Origin of the sequence: Nocardia alni (assembly GCF_019038435.1) — a bacterium.
GTDB classification, from domain to species: Bacteria; Actinomycetota; Actinomycetes; order Mycobacteriales; family Mycobacteriaceae; genus Nocardia; species Nocardia alni.
Window position 1 is genome coordinate 1 of sequence record NZ_JAGPOX010000097.1, and the last position, 20,574, is coordinate 20,574.

At 64.6% G+C, this 20,574-nt stretch carries 20 protein-coding genes and 1 tRNA gene; 11 read left to right on the plus strand and 10 right to left on the minus strand.

The window, feature by feature from the left end:
- The first annotated feature begins 85 nt into the window (after positions 1-85).
- From JZ791_RS29790 to JZ791_RS29800, 3 genes are all read left to right on the plus strand, one after another.
- A tRNA-Ala gene (locus JZ791_RS29790) sits at positions 86-158 on the plus strand.
- Positions 159-347: 189 nt separating this feature from the next.
- Positions 348-1,463, plus strand: coding sequence for a helix-turn-helix domain-containing protein (locus JZ791_RS29795; protein ID WP_216898797.1), 1,116 nt, complete (start codon positions 348-350; stop codon positions 1,461-1,463).
- A gap of 41 nt (positions 1,464-1,504) precedes the next feature.
- Complete coding sequence (locus JZ791_RS29800; RefSeq protein WP_216898799.1) at positions 1,505-2,215, plus strand: hypothetical protein; 711 nt, start codon at positions 1,505-1,507, stop codon at positions 2,213-2,215.
- A 79-nt stretch (positions 2,216-2,294) separates the two neighbouring features.
- Here JZ791_RS29800 and JZ791_RS29805 read toward each other — a convergent pair whose 3' ends face one another.
- Positions 2,295-2,738, minus strand: coding sequence for a hypothetical protein (locus tag JZ791_RS29805; RefSeq protein WP_216898801.1), 444 nt, complete (start codon positions 2,736-2,738; stop codon positions 2,295-2,297).
- Between the two features lie 642 nt (positions 2,739-3,380).
- Here JZ791_RS29805 and JZ791_RS29810 point away from each other — a divergent pair.
- The 4 genes from JZ791_RS29810 to JZ791_RS29825 are packed head-to-tail and all read left to right on the plus strand — an operon-like array spanning position 3,381 to position 8,136.
- On the plus strand, positions 3,381-4,025 hold the full coding sequence (locus tag JZ791_RS29810; RefSeq protein WP_216898803.1) for a Crp/Fnr family transcriptional regulator: 645 nt from the start codon (positions 3,381-3,383) through the stop codon (positions 4,023-4,025).
- Between the two features lie 51 nt (positions 4,026-4,076).
- Positions 4,077-4,817: a hypothetical protein gene (locus JZ791_RS29815; RefSeq protein WP_216898805.1), complete on the plus strand. Its 741-nt coding sequence runs from the start codon at positions 4,077-4,079 to the stop codon at positions 4,815-4,817.
- Positions 4,814-7,051 carry a hypothetical protein gene (locus JZ791_RS29820; RefSeq protein ID WP_216898806.1) on the plus strand — a complete coding sequence of 746 codons (2,238 nt, stop codon included), beginning with the start codon at positions 4,814-4,816 and terminating at the stop codon, positions 7,049-7,051. Before JZ791_RS29815 ends, JZ791_RS29820 begins: the two co-directional genes overlap by 4 nt.
- Positions 7,048-8,136 (plus strand): hypothetical protein, encoded by a 1,089-nt coding sequence (locus tag JZ791_RS29825; RefSeq protein ID WP_216898808.1) that lies wholly within the window; start codon positions 7,048-7,050, stop codon positions 8,134-8,136. The genes JZ791_RS29820 and JZ791_RS29825 overlap by 4 nt, the downstream gene beginning before the upstream one ends.
- Positions 8,137-8,172: 36 nt before the next feature.
- Here the strand turns inward: JZ791_RS29825 and JZ791_RS29830 are convergent, their stop codons facing one another.
- The 3 genes from JZ791_RS29830 to JZ791_RS29840 all read right to left on the minus strand — a co-directional run bounded on the left by JZ791_RS29830 (position 8,173) and on the right by JZ791_RS29840 (position 11,080).
- Positions 8,173-8,607, minus strand: coding sequence for a Pycsar system effector family protein (locus tag JZ791_RS29830; RefSeq protein WP_216898810.1), 435 nt, complete (start codon positions 8,605-8,607; stop codon positions 8,173-8,175).
- Positions 8,608-8,806: 199 nt separating this feature from the next.
- Positions 8,807-9,157: a hypothetical protein gene (locus JZ791_RS29835; RefSeq protein ID WP_216898812.1), complete on the minus strand. Its 351-nt coding sequence runs from the start codon at positions 9,155-9,157 to the stop codon at positions 8,807-8,809.
- A gap of 741 nt (positions 9,158-9,898) precedes the next feature.
- Positions 9,899-11,080, minus strand: coding sequence for a cytochrome P450 family protein (locus tag JZ791_RS29840; protein WP_216898814.1), 1,182 nt, complete (start codon positions 11,078-11,080; stop codon positions 9,899-9,901).
- Positions 11,081-11,655: 575 nt separating this feature from the next.
- Between JZ791_RS29840 and JZ791_RS29845 the strand changes: the two genes are divergently transcribed.
- Complete coding sequence (locus JZ791_RS29845; protein ID WP_216898816.1) at positions 11,656-13,659, plus strand: polyprenyl synthetase family protein; 2,004 nt, start codon at positions 11,656-11,658, stop codon at positions 13,657-13,659.
- On the opposite strand, the gene JZ791_RS29850 is transcribed toward JZ791_RS29845, so the two are convergent.
- Both JZ791_RS29850 and JZ791_RS29855 read right to left on the minus strand, forming a co-directional pair.
- On the minus strand, positions 13,620-14,501 hold the full coding sequence (locus JZ791_RS29850) for an ABC transporter permease (RefSeq protein ID WP_216898818.1): 882 nt from the start codon (positions 14,499-14,501) through the stop codon (positions 13,620-13,622). The two genes, JZ791_RS29845 and JZ791_RS29850, sit on opposite strands and share 40 nt — an antisense overlap.
- Positions 14,498-15,097, minus strand: a complete 600-nt coding sequence (locus tag JZ791_RS29855; protein ID WP_254206555.1) for an ABC transporter ATP-binding protein — start codon at positions 15,095-15,097, stop codon at positions 14,498-14,500. The genes JZ791_RS29850 and JZ791_RS29855 overlap by 4 nt, the downstream gene beginning before the upstream one ends.
- Positions 15,098-15,339: 242 nt before the next feature.
- Between JZ791_RS29855 and JZ791_RS29860 the strand changes: the two genes are divergently transcribed.
- The gene (locus JZ791_RS29860) at positions 15,340-15,702 is read left to right on the plus strand and encodes an STAS domain-containing protein (RefSeq protein WP_216898820.1); all 363 of its coding nucleotides are present in this window, start codon (positions 15,340-15,342) and stop codon (positions 15,700-15,702) included.
- Between the two features lie 8 nt (positions 15,703-15,710).
- Here the strand turns inward: JZ791_RS29860 and JZ791_RS29865 are convergent, their stop codons facing one another.
- From JZ791_RS29865 to JZ791_RS29880, 4 genes are all read right to left on the minus strand, one after another.
- Positions 15,711-16,151 (minus strand): response regulator, encoded by a 441-nt coding sequence (locus tag JZ791_RS29865; protein ID WP_216898821.1) that lies wholly within the window; start codon positions 16,149-16,151, stop codon positions 15,711-15,713.
- Entirely contained in the window at positions 16,148-17,764 is a 1,617-nt protein-coding gene (locus tag JZ791_RS29870) for a sensor histidine kinase (protein ID WP_216898822.1), read from the minus strand. Before JZ791_RS29870 ends, JZ791_RS29865 begins: the two co-directional genes overlap by 4 nt.
- Entirely contained in the window at positions 17,761-18,960 is a 1,200-nt protein-coding gene (locus JZ791_RS29875; RefSeq protein WP_254206557.1) for a PP2C family protein-serine/threonine phosphatase, read from the minus strand. The genes JZ791_RS29870 and JZ791_RS29875 overlap by 4 nt, the downstream gene beginning before the upstream one ends.
- A 288-nt stretch (positions 18,961-19,248) precedes the next feature.
- Complete coding sequence (locus JZ791_RS29880; RefSeq protein ID WP_216898823.1) at positions 19,249-19,476, minus strand: deoxyribodipyrimidine photolyase; 228 nt, start codon at positions 19,474-19,476, stop codon at positions 19,249-19,251.
- Positions 19,477-19,694: 218 nt separating this feature from the next.
- Here JZ791_RS29880 and mbp1 point away from each other — a divergent pair, with 218 nt between their 5' ends.
- Together mbp1 and JZ791_RS29890 are read left to right on the plus strand one after the other, a co-directional pair.
- Entirely contained in the window at positions 19,695-19,940 is a 246-nt protein-coding gene (gene mbp1, locus JZ791_RS29885) for a microaggregate-binding protein 1 (protein WP_216898824.1), read from the plus strand.
- 40 nt (positions 19,941-19,980) lie between these two features.
- Positions 19,981-20,466: a Dps family protein gene (locus JZ791_RS29890; RefSeq protein WP_216898825.1), complete on the plus strand. Its 486-nt coding sequence runs from the start codon at positions 19,981-19,983 to the stop codon at positions 20,464-20,466.
- Positions 20,467-20,574 lie beyond the last annotated feature (108 nt).

Here is a 20,574-nt window from a genome sequence, read left to right on the forward strand (position 1 = left end):
CCCCGCACCCCTCCCCACCAGTCGATTCGGAGTCTCACCCCCACACCTGCTAAAGTTCTCCAACGTTGGTTCGGAGACGAACCACGGGGCTATAGCGCAGTTGGTAGCGCGTCTCGTTCGCATCGAGAAGGTCAGGGGTTCGATTCCCCTTAGCTCCACAAATACAACCCCTCCGACTGGCTCGAAGTCGGAGGGGTTGATTGTTTTTCGAGGTCAGACACCTGCCGCGTCGATGATCTGCCAGGATATCGGCGTGGAACTCTGCTGAGTATTGCCCGCACCCGCTCGAGGTCACCAGAACGAGTCCACGCAGATATCGACTGTGATCGCTTCCGACCATTTTGACGTTGACCAGGCACGTTTCTTTAAATACACTGTTTCTCATCATGAGAAACGGAGATTCTCGCGAAACAGGGCTGGTGGACGATGCAATCGATCGCATCTCTGTGCTTTTGCCTGCCTCGTGGCGTCTCGACAAGCGTCATGACACGTCGTCCGGTGATCCGCGTGTCGACGCGGTCATCGAACTGGTGGGACCAACCGGGCAGAAAGCCGCTTTTCTCGTGGAGGCCAAGCGCTCCGTATCGGCCCCCTTGCTGCTTCCGGTGCTCCGCGAACTCGAGCGTGCGGGTGGGATACCCGTGCTATTCGTGTCGGACTACATCGGGCCCGCACTTCGTGACGCGCTGGCCTCCGAAGGGTTCGGGTTCGCCGACACCACCGGGTGGGTTCGGGTGACTTCCGCGGATCCCCTGATCCTCCTCACTGGACAGGGTGCCGCGCGTGCGCCGCGAACTCGACAGTCCAGCGCGGTCACCCGACTCAACGGACTCGCCGCGAGCCGGACCATCCGCGCTCTGGCGACCGCGGACCTCCCTGTGGGAGTCCGCAACCTCGCCGGCCTCGCCGATGTCTCACCGGGGTCCGTTTCCAAGCATCTCGCCACCCTGGTCTCGGAGGGCATCGTCGATCGCGACGAGAACGGCAGTGTTATCACTGTCCGTCGGCGAGCGTTGCTGCGGCGGTGGGTGGTCGACTACTCCTTCGCCAAGGCGAACTCGCCGATCGGCTATTACATAGCGCCGAGGGGGCTGGAGCGGACTCTCGTTCGGCTCGCTGATCAAAGAAGCGTCGCCCTTACGGGATCGGCCGCCGCACGCCGACTGCTGCCCGAGTCGACGACTTCCGTGGTTCCCCTGCGGCTGCTAGCGATCTACGCCGCACGTCCAACCGAGTTGGCCAGCAGACTCGGGCTGATAGACGCCGACCCGATGACCGCGAACGTCGTCATCGCACGGCCGCAAGACCCCGACCTACTCACTCCAGCCGACAATGACGAACTCGCAGCGGCGCCGGTTCCGCTCGTCATCGCAGACCTACTCACCCTGCCCGGCCGGTCCGACGCAGAAGCCGAGCAGCTTATGGATGTACTCGCCAACGACAACGAAGCGTGGAAGGAATAAATTATCACCACACCGGATCAGCTGACCTCAACGTGCCCCTCATGACGACGGATGCCGACCTTGCGGTCAACACTTGCGAGCTCGCCAACGCACCGGAGATCGGCGAGATGATGCGGGCCGCAGGTTTCACTCCAGGTCCCAACCCCGGGCATTGGGTGGCAGTCAACAACATTGCCGTTGACCTGATGGTCGTGCCACATCAGGCAGGCACGATCAAAGCCACGGCACGCGCGGCGCGAATCACCCCTCACGAGAAGCTCACCGCCCGGATTGCCCGTGGACTCGAACCCGCCCTGCTGGACAATGAGATCGCCTCCATCATGGCGCTCGAGCCCGGCGACTCCAGGAAGTGCGATCTGCGGGTAGCCGGCCCGGCGGCGTTGTTGACTGCGAAAGCCATCAAGCTCGGCGAGCGGCTGGAGCAGGTAGACCGGCAGCCCGACCGGCTCAAAGAGAAGGATTCACTGGACGTATTCCGTCTCTTGCAGGCTATCGAAGTCCCCGACCTGGTCAGCGGATTCGGCAAACACCGGGAAGACGAGCATGCCACCGCCGCGACCGACGAGGCCCTCAATATCTTCCGGACACACGGGTCCACCCCGGGCGGACAACTCGCCCGCCTGGCCTCCGCCGCAGCCCAGGGCGACCCGGCAATCGCTCCGGCCTTCGCAGCCCTGGTCAACGAACTGCTCGCAGCATTGCGAGGAGGCCCGAGTTCGCGTCGAGAAGGTCAGGGGTTCGATTCCCCTTAGCTCCACAGGACGGCAAGGACACGGGAACCGCTGACCTGGGCCGGTCGAAACCAGCGCCCGACTGTGTCACATCTCGGCGTTACGGTGGTCCAATGTTTGGTGGGCGACATCGCGGGCCGTTGGGCAGGGAACCGAAGCCTGGATCGTCGATCTCTGAGATCGATGTCTTCGCGGCGCTGAACGTGGCGCTCGGAACGGGTTTGCTCGGTCCTCCGGGGTCGGTGCGTCCAGACATGGTGTTCTCGATCGAGGGCGAGTACCAGCGACGCTTCATCGGCGACCCCCACGACGCCGCACCTGCAAGAAGGAGCGGTACGACCTGATTGTCGAGTACGACGGCGAATACTGGCACCGCCGCCACGAGCGCCGTGACATCACCAAATACCTCGACGCCGGGAGCGGTTACGAGGTGATGCGGCTGCGGATACAGCCATTGCGCAGGCTGCGTCCGGCCGATGTCAGCGTCCCGAGCCGCGCCAATGCGACAACGTGTGCGAGGCTCGCCCTGCTTCACCTCACTCACCGTCCGTCCCCCTTTCTCATTTCTGAGCCCCTCTTGCAGAGGATCGGTTTCTACCTGCAATTCTGTGCCGTGCCCCTCGCAAAGGACGACATCTCATGTGGGCTGTGCGCTGAACTCGACCACATCCTGAGAGAGGGCGACGAGCTCTATCCCATGAGCGATTCACCGCTGCAGGTGAGTCATTCGTCGCTACAGGACTTCGTTCGGCTGGCTCGAGCGCTATCGGACAGGAGTCGACACATCGATGGTCTGTGGGTGCCGGACCCAGACGAGCGGCGCTGGGAACAGGCTGAGGCGGAAGCGGTATCTCCGCCATTCATGCAGCGCCATCGGATCGCGGTCGGACATCACAGTGTCCAGAACGTCCGGAGCGTGCCGACCGAGTCGATGCCTCACTGACCGTCGAGTCTATGGCGGTACGACTGCAGGCTGTCCCAGCCGCAGTCGCCTACCGACCCAGCCTCTGCCCGCGGCCACGCCCGCAATTCTGCTCACCTCAAACCAGTTGGGCGACAAGCGCAGACCGATCGATTAGCCTGTCGCACAGTCACCACCGTAGAACGCGGCGGCTCACAAGGGGGAACAACACTGCATCTCGATACTCTACCTCGGTTCGGCAGCGCGGAACTGCTGAAAGCCGGTGTGCAGCAACGCTGGCCGATCGGCGCGGTTTTATTACACGAAGGCGATTCGTCCGATCACGTTCTGGTGATCGAGTCGGGCTGGGTGAAAGTGGGCTCGTCCGCACCGAGCGGAAGACAGGTCGTCCTAGCCATCCGCGGCCCCGGCGATCTGCTCGGAGAACTCTCCGCGATCGATGCGGGTGCTCGCTCGGCGACCGCGACCGCGATCTCGCCGATTGTCGCAACTATTGTGCGGGGCAAGGCTTTTCGCGCCTTGCTGATCAGCGACGGCGCGCTGACGTTCGATCTGTTACGCACCGTGGCGGCCCGGCTACGCGAGGCCGATGTGCAGCGGCTGGACTACGGCGCATACACCGTCACCGAGCGGCTGGCGCGACTGCTGCTCGAATACGCCCAGCGATACGGGCGCACCGACGCGGATCGGGTGGTCATCGCCCTGCCGTTGACTCAGACCGAATTGGCCAACGCGGCCAACGCATCCCGCGAAGCGGTAGCCAAGGCGTTCAAGCACTTGCGTGAGATCGGCGCGATCAGAACAGCTCGCCGTTACGTGGAGCTGCTACGGCCCGACCTACTCGCCGAAGTCGCCGATGGTCCCCCGAGTGTGTATTCGGACGCAGACACGCGCGCCCCCCGCCGATAAACCTGGGGAACCGCCCGATCCACGGGGACGTCACACAAACCAGGAGAGATCATGCCCGAACCCACTCACCGATCGTTTCTTATAGTGGACGTCGAGAATTCCGAGTCATTGACCAATGTGCAGGCCGATGCGATGCGTGCCACGCTCTACCGCATCATCGACGCTGCGTTACCGAACCCCGCAGCCCCCGTGGCTCAGGAGGATCGCGGTGACGGAGCGATGCTGATACTCGGCATTCCGGTTCTGGACGTTCTCGACCAGGTCGTCGGCGCAATGCTGACCGGCGTGCGCGAACACAACAGTACGGCGGGCCCGATGAACTGGCTGCGGGTGCGCATCGCCGTCCACGAAGGCTATGTCGGCAAGGACGACCAGGGATGGTCCAGCGACGCGCTGACCACGACGTTCCGGATGAATTCGGCAGAAGCGGTCAAGAATGCGCTCGAGCGCGCACCCCGCGCGGACGCGGTCGTGGTGGTCTCGGACGTGGTTTTCAGCGGCCTGGTCCGTCACAGTTACCGGGACACGGTTACGCCGGATGAATATGGCAGTTCCACAATGCATTCGAGATCCGGTGACCAGCGCATCTGGATTCGCGTACCGGGATATCCCACACCTCCACTACCGGAATCCGATTCCGCCCCAGAAAGATCCGAGGATCACTCCACCGACGGATGGGGAACGCCCGGCTCCGGCCTGGACGAGGCAGCCATCCGTGCCACGAACTACATCGGCGGTAATGCGATCATCGGCGCTCAGGTCGGCCGCGACAACGTCAACGGGCGATCATGAGCGACACCAATCCCGAAACACCCCAGGATGATCCGGCCGACGGCACGGAAGCCGAGAACTCCAACGTCGAGCCACACGGCGGCGACGCCTCGGAACCCGCCACCGACATCGGCCGGAACCCGGAGGCCACCGAGCAGAACGAGAAACAAACCACCGACGATGAGCTTCTCGGCGATACCCGTACGACAGCCGAAAGTATGTATGCCGCCGTCGGTTCGATGCGCGGCATCCCCACCGGAGCACAGAATGTAACAGTTTACGCCACCAACTACATTGGCGGCGACGCATCGATCGGCACCCAGGTGGGCCGCGACAACCTCGGGAATGCCACGGGCCGCCGTACCGTATGGAGCGGCATGGTGACCACCGAGCGACTCGAGTGGATCCGACGAATCTTTGTGGAACCAAATATGTTTCAGGACATCCGTCGAAGACTCGACGCGCAGTTACTACTGCTGTTGCGCGCACCACAAGGCTGGGGGCGCACAACAGTTGCGCTGCGCGCGCTGGACGAACAGTCCACAACGAGTGTGTACACACTCGAACCCGACGTAGAGCTTCGATCGCTGGAGATCGAATTCACCCGACACACCGGATATCTGATGGAGTCGTTCGGTCCCGATCAGGCCGCTCACCTTCGTCGGTTCCACCTCGAACAGCTGTGTCGGAGACTGAGCGAGCACAACTGCCTGATGATCGTCCTGCTGGACGACGCCACCGCCCTGCCGCCCGACCTCGGCGAATATCTCCTCGACGCAGGCGATCCCGCAGACACGACCGAGTTGGTCCGAAACCACGTGCGGTACCGTCTGGACCGCGATCCGGCCGACTTATTCGACCGGCCCGAGGTTGCCTCACTGCTGGACAGATACACCCGAGATCGCCCGGCCGCACGTGTTCTCGCGCAGCTGGGCGACGAGTTGGCCGATGTCGCCGATGAACGCACCGACATCACCGAGATTCGTGACCGTCATGACGCCGCGATCGGTGAGGGCTTCCGGCGATGGTTCGACGAACAGCCCAGCCCGGAATCTCGCGCCTTCACGATCGCCCTAGCGGTCTTCAACAGAATGCCGCTGTACATCGTGTCCGACGCGGCCCGCACGCTGGCCGAGGTCATCGCCATCGCAGAGCAACCCGACGAAACACCCGCATGGCCAGTGTTCGGATCCCGCAACAGTGAACTCATCACCGCAGCCCGGGCACGATCGTACCGATCGACCGAGAACACCGCCTACGGTGAAATCCCGGTCCATGTAGTCGAATTCACCGATCCAAGCTACCCTCCCAAGGTTCTCGACCGAATATGGCAGGAATATCACACCGCCCACGAACTCGTGCGCGAGTGGCTGCGGACACTCGGGAGCAGCTCCGATCTCAGGGTCTGTGCGCGCGCGGGAGTGGCGGCCGGCCTGCTGTCCACCTTCGAATTCGAGCATGCACGCACCGTGGTCATCGAACCGTGGGCGCGCAGCGGCACACGCTACGACCGGGCTGCCGCGATGGCTGCGTTGCAGATCCCATTCCTGTACTCCGATCTCGCACCGCTCGTTTCACGAATGCTCGGCGCCTGGTTGCATCGTGACCAGCCATTGGCGTTGCGCGTTACCGCCGCGCGGACGCTGGGGAGCGAGATCGGGCAGGCGATCCCGGAAACGGCAATTCCACGGCTGCGCCGTGCGGCGCGAAGCACCCAATTCTCACTCCGGCTGGCCGCGTCGTACTCGATGGCCCAGCTGTTCTGGTCGGGCGGGCTCACCGAACGGATCCTGAGTGAGCTGTTGCGCTGGACCAGGCCTACAGCCCGTCCTCGATTGCGCGACACCGGATTACGGTGCGTGCTGGACCTGAGCCGCTACCAGCGCGTACGCGCCGAGCGAGGCCTGCTCGAGTGGCCGGTGGCGGTATGCCTGACCGGGACACCTCGCGAGGCCATCATCGCCCTGTTCGCCCGCCTGATGGAAACTCCTGGCCACCCACCCGACACCTATGCCGAGATCCAGGACTGGGTCGGCATAGCCGAGAGGGACGCGAACCTGCGCGAACCACTCGCACACTTCCTATTCGCTCTCGGGAATGCCATGCAAGACAACGAGATTCTTCCCTACCACCTGAAGGAATGGGCCGCCGAACCCAAGGGGCCCCGGCGCGCGGTGCAGGACATGCTCACGATTCTGGATTCGATGGGACGAGTCGACTCGAAACAACTCGATCCGAAGGAACAAACGGAATGAATGCGAACAATCCGGAGATGTTGGTCCGCTACCTGGCAATGTCCGGCGAACACTGGCGTCAATTCCGCCCGCAATCGGACGGATATTGGCTGACCGTCTCACTGGACCGGAGCGGCCGCCTCGTGCCGATCGAACGAAAAACGGCCGCCCTGTTCGGCGCCCGGCCCACCGGAGTGTACTGGGTGAATGTCGCGGTCCATCACGCGTCATTCCAGGTCGAGGTGCCCACTGTCGAGAACGCACTGAACTTCGTCGTCCAAACACACCTGTCCTGGCGAATCACCGATCCGGTGCAGGCGATCCGGGCCAATGTGCGGGCCGCGGAGTTGGTCTACCGCCCGATCGTCGAACAACACCTTCGGGCGATGGGCCGCACATTCCAAGTCGACCAGTTCCTCGACGCCGAGCACCATGTGAATTCGTTCTTCGCTTCCCGCCCCATCGAACTGGGCTACGGACTGACCTTGCTGGAGTGCCGGGTTCAGCTGCGGCCGGACTCGGAAACCCTCAGCCACCTCCGGCACCGGACCCTGGACCGACGGGCCGAGGAACGCCGACTCTCCGAGCACAACGTCGTGCTGCGCGATGCGGAACTCAAACACGGGGAGAACGACGCCGGACACGGCCTGAACTTGCAGTCCGCGAAGTTCGAGCACGAGATCGCAAGCTTGAAGGGGCAGAACCACATCGAGCGCGAACAGATCCGCATGGATCACTATCTGCAAGCGCTGCGCGATGGCGATCTCAGCATGTTCGCGCTACAGCTGGCCTCCCGTAGGGATGATGTCGGTAAGGTGATCGAGCAGTTGGCCGTCCAGCACGACATCAACAAGCAGAGCGCGCGGGAGATCATCACCCTATTGCTCGACAAGGGCATGCTGAACAAGCGGGACGGCGACCAGCTTCTGGCGAAAGTCAATGCGCTCATCGACAGCGCCACCAAGCCGACCGCAGTCGGAGATTCTGCCTCGAAGCCGAATATCGAACTGACCGCATCGTCGATCATCACCGACACCGCAACGCTCAGCGCTCTGGACACCGAGCCGGACGACGACGAGGAAGATGACGAGGACGAGGACATCTGACCCATTTCAGCAGCAGGCCCTGTCCCCACCTAGCCGTCATCCACCGATACCGGACAGCGACGACACGATGAACCAGACCACGAACACGATCAGGCTCACCGCACTCCATCGCAAAGCCACCGCGAACCTGCGATATTTGCGGCGGGCGACCTCGGCGAGCACCGCGGCCTCCCGCCACGCGTAATCGGCCAGCACTGCGACACTCGGTCGCCGGTCGATCTCGGTGGGAAAGGTCGGGAAGCTGAACCAGTTCCCGACCCCAGCGCCGCGCAGGTTCGGGCGCAGGGTTGAAGCCATGTACAGTATGCACACCAGCAGCGACACCCCGAGGGTGGCGGCAACTATGCATGTGAGCAGGGTCGTGTGCGTGCGGGAGGCCGCGATCAGCCCCGTCAGCGCGAATCCGTTCGCGGTCAGCAGCAATCCAACCTTCGTATCGGTTGCGGCGATGACTCGATTGGTCTCCGACACCGTTCGAAGTGCTGTGGACAGATCCTCAGCTGGACCGGGCCGCCCTTTTCGGAATCTCCGCCGAGCCGTCTTCACTATCTCAGGTTTCATTTGAACAGAACATCAGCGCGCCACAATGGTTTCCACGTACAAGTGCACACTCGAAGGCATCGGTATCAGCCATTCGGGACGAATGCGGCCCGGCCGTGCGGCGTGACCATCACCGTCGTCCCCGTGCTCGCGCCGAGCCGGCTCGGACACGGGCGCCTCGCACCGGCGCTTCACCGGCCGTGGCGATCATCCCTGGGCTGCCGAGATTATGTTTGTACCGTTGATCGAGGGTATGCAGGGTGAGCCGGATCAGGATTTCGGCGAGGATCCATAGGGCCGACATGAGCAGCACACCATGGGCGAGCACCCAGATCACGACCGCGTTGTTGGTGACATGCGGTGTGAGAGAGAACAGTTCGGCGCTGCCGGAACTTGCCAGCAGGGTCAGAGCAGCGGTCTGACGGCGGCCGAAGAACCGGTCGGTATCGCCGCGGTCGTCGGGCCAGGAGATAAGACTCATGGAGAGCCCTCCGTATTCATGAAATGAGACGCCGACCGAGCCCCCGCTCCTGCCGAGGTCGGGAACCGACGAGCAAACGGATACTTTCGTACGTGCGGGGGCAGATTCGAGGCGGTTTCCGAACGCCAATCCCCTTCAGCCCTACCATGATTCGCGATTATCGCCCTACCACCGCGGCCGGGAGATGCCACAGTGCGTGCAGCGGTCCGGATCTACGCCCCGGACCGCACGTCCGGACACGAAACCGTCGCATGGCTGAGGGTGCAAGCTTCATGGTTGATCCCGAGTTCTCGTCGAGTGCGTGGATCCTGTTGGTTTTCCGTCGAATTCGGACCCCGAGCCGGTCCCATCAATCGCTACGGTACGCCGCAATATTCCATGCTGCAATAACATCCGCATCTGCGTTCGCATCTGCTAATGCAATATCAGTACCGAGTGTTAGGTTTTCAGTTCTCGCGTGGACCGATTCGGCGATACTCGACATCGACGCACCCCTTATCGCACGAAAAGAGGTTGCCACTCACCGCCATGCGACAGATACGACAGTTGAACGATTGGAGCCGAGTCCGGTTGGATGTCAAGCAAATTGGACACGGCGGCGCACAGGTCCGCAAACGACGACGCCGCCGGACCCATGGGTCCGGCGGCGTCGCTGTTTCGGTATCGGGCGCCCGGCAACTCGCCGCCCGCACTCGCGGCGAGGTCCTCTGGAGGTTGCTGGGTAGCGGTGACGGGTTCGGGTCAGACGTAGTTGAGGGGTGGGGAGGAGGGGAAGGTTACCGGGAGGGTGGTCAGGGCTCGGTGGAATGGGCCTGGGCGCCAAGTCAATTCGGACATGGGCTGGGCCAGTTCCAGGTCCGGTAGGGCGTCCAGGAGTTGGTCCAGGGCTTCGTTGGCTATGAGCATGGCCACCGATTGGGCGGGGCAGGCGTGGGGGCCCGCGCCCCAGGCCAGGTGGGAGCGGTTTCCGGTGCGTTCGCCGCGCACCGAGGGGTCGTCGTGGCAGCCGGCCAGGCTGATCACGACGGGCTGGTGCTCGGGTAGCCATACGTCGCCGACGAACTGGGGTTGGCGGGGATAGCTGATGCAGGCGTTGGCCAGGGGCGGGTCGGCGAACAACGCCTCATCGATGGCGTCGCGGGCCGAGAGGGCGCCGCCCAGGAGTTCGCTGCCGAATCGGCTGTCGGTGATCATCAGCAGCAGGGTGTTGACGATCAGGTTCCAGGTCGGTTCGGTTCCCGCGGTGTAGAGCATGGTGATGGCCTGCGCCGTTTCCGCGTCGTCGCGGCCGGCGGATTCGGCCAGCAGCCACGAGGTCAGGTCGTGCCCTGGTGTGGCCCGTTTGGCGGCGATCAGCTTGGTCATCGCGGTGGCGATGACGGTGTCGGCCTGGGCCGCGGCCTCCGGGGCCGGGTCGTCGCGCAGGGTCATCATGGCGTCGAACATGGCGTCGCCGACCTCGGGGGTGAATCCGAGAAGCTGGTCGATGATTTCGACGGTGAGCGGGACGGCGTACTGGTTGAGCAGGTCGACCTCGCCGATCTGGCAAAACTCGTTGATGAGGTTGACCGAAGTGCGTTCGACCATGCGCCGCAAGGGATGTAGTTCGACGCGGTCGATGGCGGAGGTGATCGCGTGACGGTAGTGGATGTGTTCATCCCCCGACGTGCGGGAGGCGGTGGGCTGCCAGCCCATGGCGGCCGTATACGGACATCCGGTGTCCTGGCGGGACTGCCACAGGCGTGGGTCGGCGGGAAACCGCGCGGGGTCGCCGAGGACCTGCAGTGCCTCGCGGTAGCCCAGGACGAGGGTGGCGGAGACGCCGGGCGCGATGTCGACGGGAACCAGCGGCCCGTGCTCACGGCGCATCGCCTGATATGCGCCGTGCGGGTCCGCCGCGAACTCGGGCGAGTACAGCTTCACCCGAGTTCGCCTCCTGTGGTGAGGCGGTGAGCTCTAGCGTGCAACTCCGGGAGAATCATGGCAAAGCTCCTTGAAGAGGTAGCAGAGGGCGAATCCGGGTCGCACGCGCATTCGGTCGAACCGGATCCGTGAGGCGGCTCAGTCGGGTAGTCGCGCGACGACGGCCGCAGGCGGCCGCGGGAACAACCTGACGGAGTGGAGGGCATACGCACGCACGACCGTGTTCGAGTCGGCCACGTCCTACCTCCCCTGCGCGCAGTGCTGCGGCCCGGTTCGTGTCCGGCCTCAGCGATACAATTTCAATTGACATATCAAATGCGCTCGACGGCAGCACATTTGCGTTCGCATGTTTGCGTTTGGGCGCTTCGATGATAGCGATCGTCGCGTGCGACCGCAGGGTAACCATCGAGTAGCAACCACGCCGCACACGCGCAGTGGGGCCTCCGGCCCCCGACTCAGCATGAACATGCTGAGTCGAAATCATCAAAACTGGCCGATACCAACATGTTCCGCGCCGCTCCGGTGTCCAATTTCACTGTTGACGGTGCAGGTTGTGATCAGGCAGGAGCGAACTCGTGTCCAGTGACATTGATTCCGTGGTGTTCCCCCATCTCGAGGCGGACTTGGACCGCGTCCGTGACGTTCTCGGCCCCGCGCGGCTGCCGAGCAGGAACATCCTGACCGGGCTGACGGACGAGGCGCCGGACGGCTCTCGCCGCATGGTCCGCCCCACCCTGACGCTCCAGTCGTATTACCTGCTCACCGATCCCGCGGTTCCGGCGCGAGATCGGGTGGTGCGCGCCGCGGCCGCGGTCGAGTTACTGCACCTGGGCTCGCTGTATCACGACGACGTCATCGACCACGCCTACCAGCGTCGCGGTCGTCCCAGCGCCAACGCGGTGTGGGGATCGCATCTGGCCGTACTGGGCGGCGACTCCGTGACTTTCGCGGGCGCGCGAATACTGGCCGAACTCGGCCAGCGCGAGGTTCTCGCCGCGATGACCGTGGGCGAGCAGATGTGCGAGGGCATGATGATCGAGGCCGCCGACCTCTACGGGGCCTCCCGCACCGAGCAGTCCTACCTGGACGGTATCGACGGGAAGACGGCGGCGCTGCTCTCACTGGCCTGCCGGGTCGGCGCGATGCAGACCGGTCGGGACGAGGCCGACGAACAGGCGCTGGCCATGTTCGGCCGGCAGTTCGGGATGGCCTATCAGCTTTTCGACGACATCCTCGACCTGACCTCGACCGCCGCGGAGATGGGCAAGCCGGTCAATTCGGATCTGCCCGAAGGCATTTACACACTTCCGGTGATCCGCGCCGCAGCCCGCGACGGGGATCTGGCCCGCCTGCTGCGCAGGACCATGACCGGCGAGGAGGCCGCGCGAGCCCGTGAACTCGTCATCGCCTCCGGCGCCGTGGACGAGGCGCGGACACTGGCCGACACGTTCATGGACCGGGCCGACGGTCATCTGGCCGCGCTGCGCGCCCATCCGGGCGCCCGGCGCGCGATGAGCGCGTATACCCGGTCGGTACTGGATCGGCGACCCGCGCTGCTCGTGATTCCCGCACCGGCGAAACAGCCGTCAACCGCCCCTGATTACATAGTCCCGCAAGAGATTACGCACTGGGTGCGGAACTGGATGATGGATACCGGCCTGGTCCTGTCCCCGGACGAGCTCGATCGCGACCACCGGTGGACGGGAGTTCTGCGGTTGCAGTCGAACCGAATCATGCCCGCCGCGAATACCACTCGCGTCCAGACCACCGCCGGCTTGGCCCTGCTGTCCCTGGTGTGGGACGACCTGTTCGACGATCCGCGGCTGACCGACCCGCAGGCGGTCACCGCACTGCGGCACGGCCTGGTGGCGATGCTGCGCCAGGACCCGCAGATCCGTGGCGCGATCCCGGCGGCCTGGGCCGGCCTGTGGCCGCGTGTGCGCGAGGGCCGCAGCGCCCGCTGGCAGGAGCGGTTCCTGGACAACCTCGAGCAGTGGTTCGAGGCGGCCGAACGCGAGGCGCACCACCGCATCACCGGCTATGTACCCAGCACGGCCGACTATGTGCCACTACGGAAGTCGACCTCCGGGATCGAAACCATCATCGCCGGTGTCGAGGTGCACCAGGACCGGGAGCTACCGTCGAGGCTGCGCGACCACCCGGTGATCCGGCGTCTCGAGGAGTTGCTGTTCCTGGTGGGCAGCGTGGAGAACGACCTGGTCGGATTGGCTCGGGATGAGGCGGACCGGGCTCCCTACAACCTGGTCCGGGCGGTCTGTCGGGAGACCGGCTGCACCCGCGAGGAGGCCGTCGAGCAGGTGGGGCGCCAACTGGCCGAGTATCGCGCCCAGCTCGACTCGGTGATTCGTTACGTCCCCGCGCTCCTGCGCATGATTCCGGGCCTGTCGGGCCGGCGCAAGGAGATCGCGGCGATGTACGCGAACATGACCGAGGTGCTCGTCCGGGTGAATCAATCCGAGCGGCACACCCACGACTCGGCCTCCCCCGCACTGGATTTGGAACGACTTCGAAGCGAGATCTACCGCGGGGCAGATGAATCCGCGCCTGCCGCGCCGTAAGTCTCACGCGGGGCGTCGGTTCGGCGCCCCGCCGCATCCCCGGACCTCACCGGTCCGGGGATGCGGAATGCCGAAACACGCGTCCGCAGCGCGGAGCGCGTACGCAGATGGAACGTGACCAGACCGATCACGACGCTCGCGGCGAACCAGACCAGTTGTATGCCGAAGCCCGAAAGCAGTACGGCGCCGGAGAATCCCGCCGCTGTCGCGACCTGCATCGCCCCGAAAGACGGTAGCCAGCGCACGAAATCGCCGTCTGCCCCGATACTGGCGATGGGGTTCTGCACGGCCATGTCGACGCAGCTGATCATCGCGATCGCGAACATCCCCTCCACCTCCCGCCGCAGCAACGTGCCCAGGACCACACCCAGCGCACCGTAGGTCATCGCCGCGCAGAACAGCGCCGCGGCCAGCATGACGGGCTGCCGGGGCGACCAGTAGCAGCACAGGATCGCCGTGGCGTACACGCTGACCACCACCGAGGCCACTACCAGGCAGGCGATCTTGGCCAGCCCCAGCGCGACTCGCGGAAATCCGGCCATCGACAGCCGCCGGTCGAACTCGCCGCTACCGAAAGTCGCCGCGAACATCATGAATCCGATGATCAGCGTGACCGCGGCGATGGCGGCGCTGATCTGAGCCAGCTCGTTTCCGTTGGCGCGCAACACGACACCGGTCCCCCGAAGCCGGAACGACACCTCGATACGCATGACGGCCAGGCGCACCAGGCTGATCACCGCGGGAACGAAGACGGCCACCAGCAGCATGGCGAACCGATTGCGAGCATGCTCGACCAGGCCGTAGCGCGTAGCTGTCAGGAACAGCCGCAGCCCCTGCCTCATGCTTGCCCGCCTTGCAGGACGCCGTCGCGCAACCGCCACACCTGATCCAATTTGTCGATGTCGTGCGCCAGATGCGAGACGACCAGAACCGACCGGCCGGTGTCCCGGAACTGCGCGACCAGATCCCAGAACCGCAGATACGTCTCCCAGTCGAAGCCCTGATACGGCTCGTCGAGCAGCAGAACCTGCGGATCGTGCATCACCGCCAGCGTCAGATTGAGCTTCTGGCGCGTACCGCCGCTCAACGTCGAGGCCCGCTCGCCCGCGTACTCGGAGAATCGCAGGATCTCCATGACCTCCTGCGCCCGTCGCAGATCCTCGATCGCGTACGCCGCCGCGAAGAACTCCAGATGCTGACGGACGGTGAAGGCATTGTTCAGGATCACCTGCTGCGGGCAATACCCGAATCGGCCCCGGTGCCGAACCGTCCCCCGGCTCGGTCGCATCTCCCCGGACAGAATCCTCAATAGCGTCGACTTGCCCACGCCGTTCTCACCCACGATCCCGACCAGCGCACCGCCGGGCAGCGCCATATCGATGCCACGCAGCACCGACCGCCTGCCGTACGAGTGGTGGACGCCCACGACCTCCATCATCGGCCCCTTGCCCGCCGCCTCTGTTCCGACCGGCGATAGTTCGTTATGGTACAGCGAAATCCACTGCTGGAGGCCCTGATTCGCGCCGTGAGCGCTACGCGGGAGTCCGGACCGGGGGCGGCCACGGCTCGAACCCCCCACCGCCGCCCCCGGACGGGAGTGTTCGGGGGATCGACCGCGCCGTGGGTGGGGTAGGTTCAACTCCGGTGATGTGAGTCCGCGCGGTGGAGGTAGACGAAGCGATGAGCGGTGAAGAGTCCACGGACATGCTCGATGTCGAGGTGTACACCCGTGGCACCGTGACGGTTGTCGCGGCTCGCGGGGAGATCGACATCGTCTCGGTGCCGTTGCTGAAGTCGGCGTTCGAACAGGCCGAGAACGTCGGCACGATGGTCGTCGCCGACCTGTCCGGGGTCGGATTCATGGGATCGGCCGGGCTCAGCGCGCTGCTGGTCGCCGTGGAGGGCACCAAGCCACACCAACTGCGGGTGGTCGTGTCCAGCGCCGTGCGCCGGCCGATCGAGGTAACCGGGCTGGACAAGATGCTGGCGCTGTACGACACGCTCGAGGCCGCGCTCGCGTCCGGACAGCCGAGCGCGACCTGATCGTTCGGCTACGGGCGTGGTAACCGCACGACCTGGACGAAGAAATCGTCGATCTGCTTGATGGCCGCGATGAATTGATCGATGTCGACCGGCTTGGTGACGTACGCGTTCGCGTGCAGCTGATAGCTGCGCAGAATGTCTTCCTCGGCGGCCGAGGTGGTGAGCACGACCACCGGAATATGGGCCAGTTCCGGATCGGACTTGATCGTGCCCAGCACCTCGCGCCCGTCGTATCGGGGCAGGTTCAGATCGAGCAGGATCAGATCCGGTCGCGGGGCCTCGGTGTTCGATCCGCGGCGGTAGAGGAAGTCGAGCGCCTCCTCGCCGTCGTGGGCGACGTGCAGGGTGTTGCCGATCTTGTTGTCCTCGAACGCTTCTCGGGTCATCAATTCGTCGGCGGGATCGTCCTCGACGAGCAGGATATCGATCGGCTGACCGCTGCGGGTCATGCGCTGGCTCCTTCGGGTTCGGAGAATTCGACGGGTGTCGTGCCGGTAGTGGACAGGGTGAACCAGAACCGGGCGCCATCGGCGTAATCGGTGTCGATCCAGATTCGACCGCCGTGGTACTCGACGATCTTCTTGCACAGCGCCAAGCCGAGACCGGTGCCGTCGTATTCTTCACGGCTGTGCAGCCGTTGAAAGATGACGAAGACCTTCTCGACGAATTCGGGTGCGATACCGATTCCGTTGTCCGACACCGAAAACAGCCACATGCCGGGCTCCTGGTCGGCTGCGCAGGTCACCCGGACCACCGGCTCGGTGTCCGGACGCCGGAACTTGATCGCATTGCCGATCAGGTTCTGCCACAGCATGGTCAGCAGCACCGGCACGCCGGTGACCTCGGGAAGCTCGTCGGGGCTTTCGACCCGGGCGCCGGTCTCCTCGATCAGCGCCGACAGATTGCCGATCGCCTTGTCCAGCGGCTGATCGAGCGTCGTCGGAGTGCTGTCGTCACTGAGGCGTCCGACCCGCGAGAAGGTGAGCAGGTCGTTGATCAGCACCTGCATACGTTTGGCGCCATCCACGGCGTAGTAGATGTATTGCGCGCCACGCTCGTCGAGCATGTCGCCGTAGCGCTTGTCGAGCAGTTGGCAGAACGACGCGACCTTGCGCAGCGGCTCCTGCAGGTCGTGTGAGGCGACATAGGCGAACTGCTCGAGTTCGGCGTTGGACCGCCGTAACTCCATCGCCTGAGCGTCCAGAGACACCTTCTGCTGTTCCAGGACGACACCGGCTTCGCGGGAGGCGCTCAGTTCGGCCACGATGCGCCGGCGCATCTCCTCCACGGCGGTCGCGACGGCAGCCAGATCGGCCGGACCGTACGCATCGATGCGGCGGCCGAAATCACCGTCGGCGACCTGGCGCGATGCGGTGGCCAGATAGTCGAGCGGACGAACGACAAGGCGCCGCACCAGCACGGTCAGCACGAGGACGGCCAGCACGAAGATGACGATCATGCCGATCAGTGCGCTGTTGCGCACCGTGTTGGCGTGGTCGAGTTCGGCGGTGTCGCGCGTGCGCATGTGCGCCAGGTCGGCATTCTGCGTGTCCAATGCGGTACGCAGCTGGTCGAAGATCGCCTTTCCCCGGTCGATGGATGCCGGACCGAGTCCGCGTACGGCATCGGGCGTGCTTGCCGTGGCGAGAGGTTCGGCGTAGCCGCGATACCACTGATCGGCCAGGCGCACGACGGCGTCCAGATCCGCCAGGAGTCTCGGCTGGCCGGCGAACAGGTTCCGCAGCCGGGTGGTCGCGCGGTCCTGCTGTTGGCGCCCCGAATCATAGGGTTGCAGGAACTGCGGGTCGGCGGTGAGCGCGTAGCCGCGCAAACCGGTCTCCTGATCGATCAACGCGGTCTCCAGCCGGAAGGCGTCGGTGATCGCGGGCACCGTGTGGTCGAGCAGCCGGTTGCCGGCCTCGTTGGCCTGCCTGACAACCTGGGCGCCGACGACCGTGCCGATGATCACCAGCAGGATCATGCAGGCGATCACGGTTTGGAACCAGCTCAGCACTGTCAAGCGCCGTACCAGGCCGGAATCGCGTCGTGCGGAGGATGTCATCGCCCGACCGTCTCCGATCGCCAGCGCAGATGCAGGACGGCCAGATCGTCGTCGAGACCACCGGCCGCTTCCGCCAGGCCCTCGACCCGGCCGATGAGGTCGTCGACGAACCGTTCCGGAACTGGGTCGAACACCTCCCGGGCGAGGTCGAGCAGACCATCTTCGCCGAGCCGGTCCCTGGCCGCGTTGACGCAGCCCTCGAACAGGCCGTCGGTGAGCAGCAGCAGGCTCGCGCCGACCGGCAGCGACAGTTCGTACACCGGCCACTCGGCCCTGCCCGGGACGAAGCCCAGCGCGGGACCGCCCGGCAGCTCCAGCCACCGTAATTCGTCGCCCGAATACAGCAGCGGACCCGGATGTCCGGCACGCCGGGCCTGGACCGTGTGCGAGTGCGGATCCAGCACCACGACGGTGGCCGTCGCGAAGGTCTGCCGATCGGCTCGTTCGGCCAGCAGCAACTGTTCGAGCAACCGCAGCTGCCGGGAACCGAACACGCCACTGAGAATCAGTGTGCGCCAAGCCAATCGCAACGCCACGCCGGCGGCGGCGGCGTCCGGGCCGTGGCCGGACACATCACCGATGATCGCGTGCACGAGTCCGTCGGAGTCCTGTACGACATCGTAGAAATCCCCGCCAAGCAGCGCGTGATCGCGACCGGGACGATATCGGGCGATCACCTCGACCGCGCCCTCGGCCGGCAGCAGCGGCGTGGGCAGCAGACCGCGCTCCAAGCGGGCGTTCTCCTGCGCGCGCATCTGACTGGCGTGCAGCGCCACCGTCGCGCGCTCGGCCTGTTTACGCTGGATGGCATAGCGCACCGAGCGGCCGAACAGCTGCGGTTCGACCCGGCCTTTGATCAGGTAGTCCTGGGCGCCGGCGGCGACGGCGGCCAAGCCGGTCCGTTCCTCGTCGAGCCCCGTCATGACGACGACGGCGACATCGGTGTGACGATGGATGCGTGCCAGCGCCTCCAGGCCCTGCGCATCGGAAAGATGCAGGTCCAAGAGCACACAATCCGGAACCTTGGTGCTCAGATACTCGCCGGCCTCGGCGATCGATCGCACCCAGTGCATTCCCAGCCCAGCCCCTTCGCCGATCAATTCCTCCACCAGGAGGGCATCGCCGGGGTCATCCTCGACCAGCAGAATTATCACATTCTGCAGCGGAGCGACAATTCCAGCGTTCTCGTCGGTCAACACCGGCACCCTGGCCTCCGATCACCATGCCCCGGCGGCTCGAGGCACGCCGAACTACTCACCGGCCGGTTGCTGGACCGTGAAGAACGCGCTGATCTTAGCCGATGTTATCCCGTCGCTGCCTCTTCGCCGACGACCAAGGCCTCTCACACGGGCACTCCGGCCGACCGGTGTCGGCCGGAGTGCCCGTTGTGATTATACGAACCCGGCATGGCATACCCGACCAGCTGGAACTTATCGGTGACAATATTTGCCCGGAACCGGTCGGCCGGTATTTCGTGGATATCGTCAGGATTTCTTCCGCGGTATGACGATCACTACGATCAAGGTCAGGATGCTGAAAAATAGGCCGAGTATCCCCCAACCCAACGGGTTTCTTCCTTTCGCCGCCGCTATTCCGCCGCAGATGAGAGCCGCCAGAATACTGCCGATGGCAACGAAGATTCCCTTGACTCCCCGCAAAATGAAGCCCGCGGCTTCCGGGTGCGATTGCATCGCCAATAACAACGTGGTCATCGCCATTCCTTTCACTCACATCGCATCGGCGTGATCTCGCCGGTGGGACGGACCGGGCAATACCCGAGGGTCCGGACGTCAAACACCCGGGAAAGTTGGGCGGGGCACGGTGGCGCAGAACACGAATGGGCACGATTGGACGCCGAATACTCGGGTATGGCCACAGTGCGGGTTCAGGCCGAGATGCCCGTCGAAGTACCCCACCACTGGAGATAATTGTGTCTCAACATGCTGACAGTCCGCGCGATGCGGTCGAGGGTGTCGTCGATGATGTGAAAGGCAAGGCCAAGGAGGTCGCCGGGGTCATCACCGAAGACGAGGACCTCAAAGCCGCAGGACACGCGCAACAGGACAAGGCCCAGGCCCAGCGCACCGCCGCGCAGAAGGACGCCGAAGCCGAAAAGGCCCGTCTGGAGGCGGAAATCGCCCGGGCGCGCCAAGCCGGTCACGAGCACGACCAATAACGCGACGCACGCATTGTCGATCGAACAGGAGGTATACGAGATGGCGGAGCCGATCACGAGCACCCTCGACGAGGAACAACAGCGGATCGCGGGGGACGCCCTGCGCGGCACCGTGGTGGATCTCATCGATCTGTCACTGATCGCCAAGCAGGCGCACTGGAACGTCATCGGGCCGAATTTCCGGTCCGTTCACTTGGCGCTCGACGAGCTCGTCACCGCCGCAAGGGAATTCACCGACAGTGTCGCCGAGCGAGCCACCGCGATCGGGGTCAGTCCGGACGGCCGCGCGTCGACGGTGGCCCAGCAGTCGTCAGCGGCCGGTTTCGGGGACGGCTGGCAGGCCGATTCGGCCGTCATCGAGGCGATCGTCAAGAACCTGGCCGCGGTGATCGCACGACTGCGCAGCCGGATCGACGCTACCGAGAAGGCCGATCTCGTCACGCAGGACATGCTCATCGAGATCGCCGCGCGACTCGAGCAATTGCACTGGATGTGGCAGGCGCAGGTGGCGACCGTGCCGAAGTGACCGCACACCGCGGTCCGCGGGATCCGGGGCCGGGCGGTGAAACCGTCCGGCCCCGACGGTTTTGTTTCGTCGACGCGAAACAGGGATATGCAAGATCAAGCGGGCTGC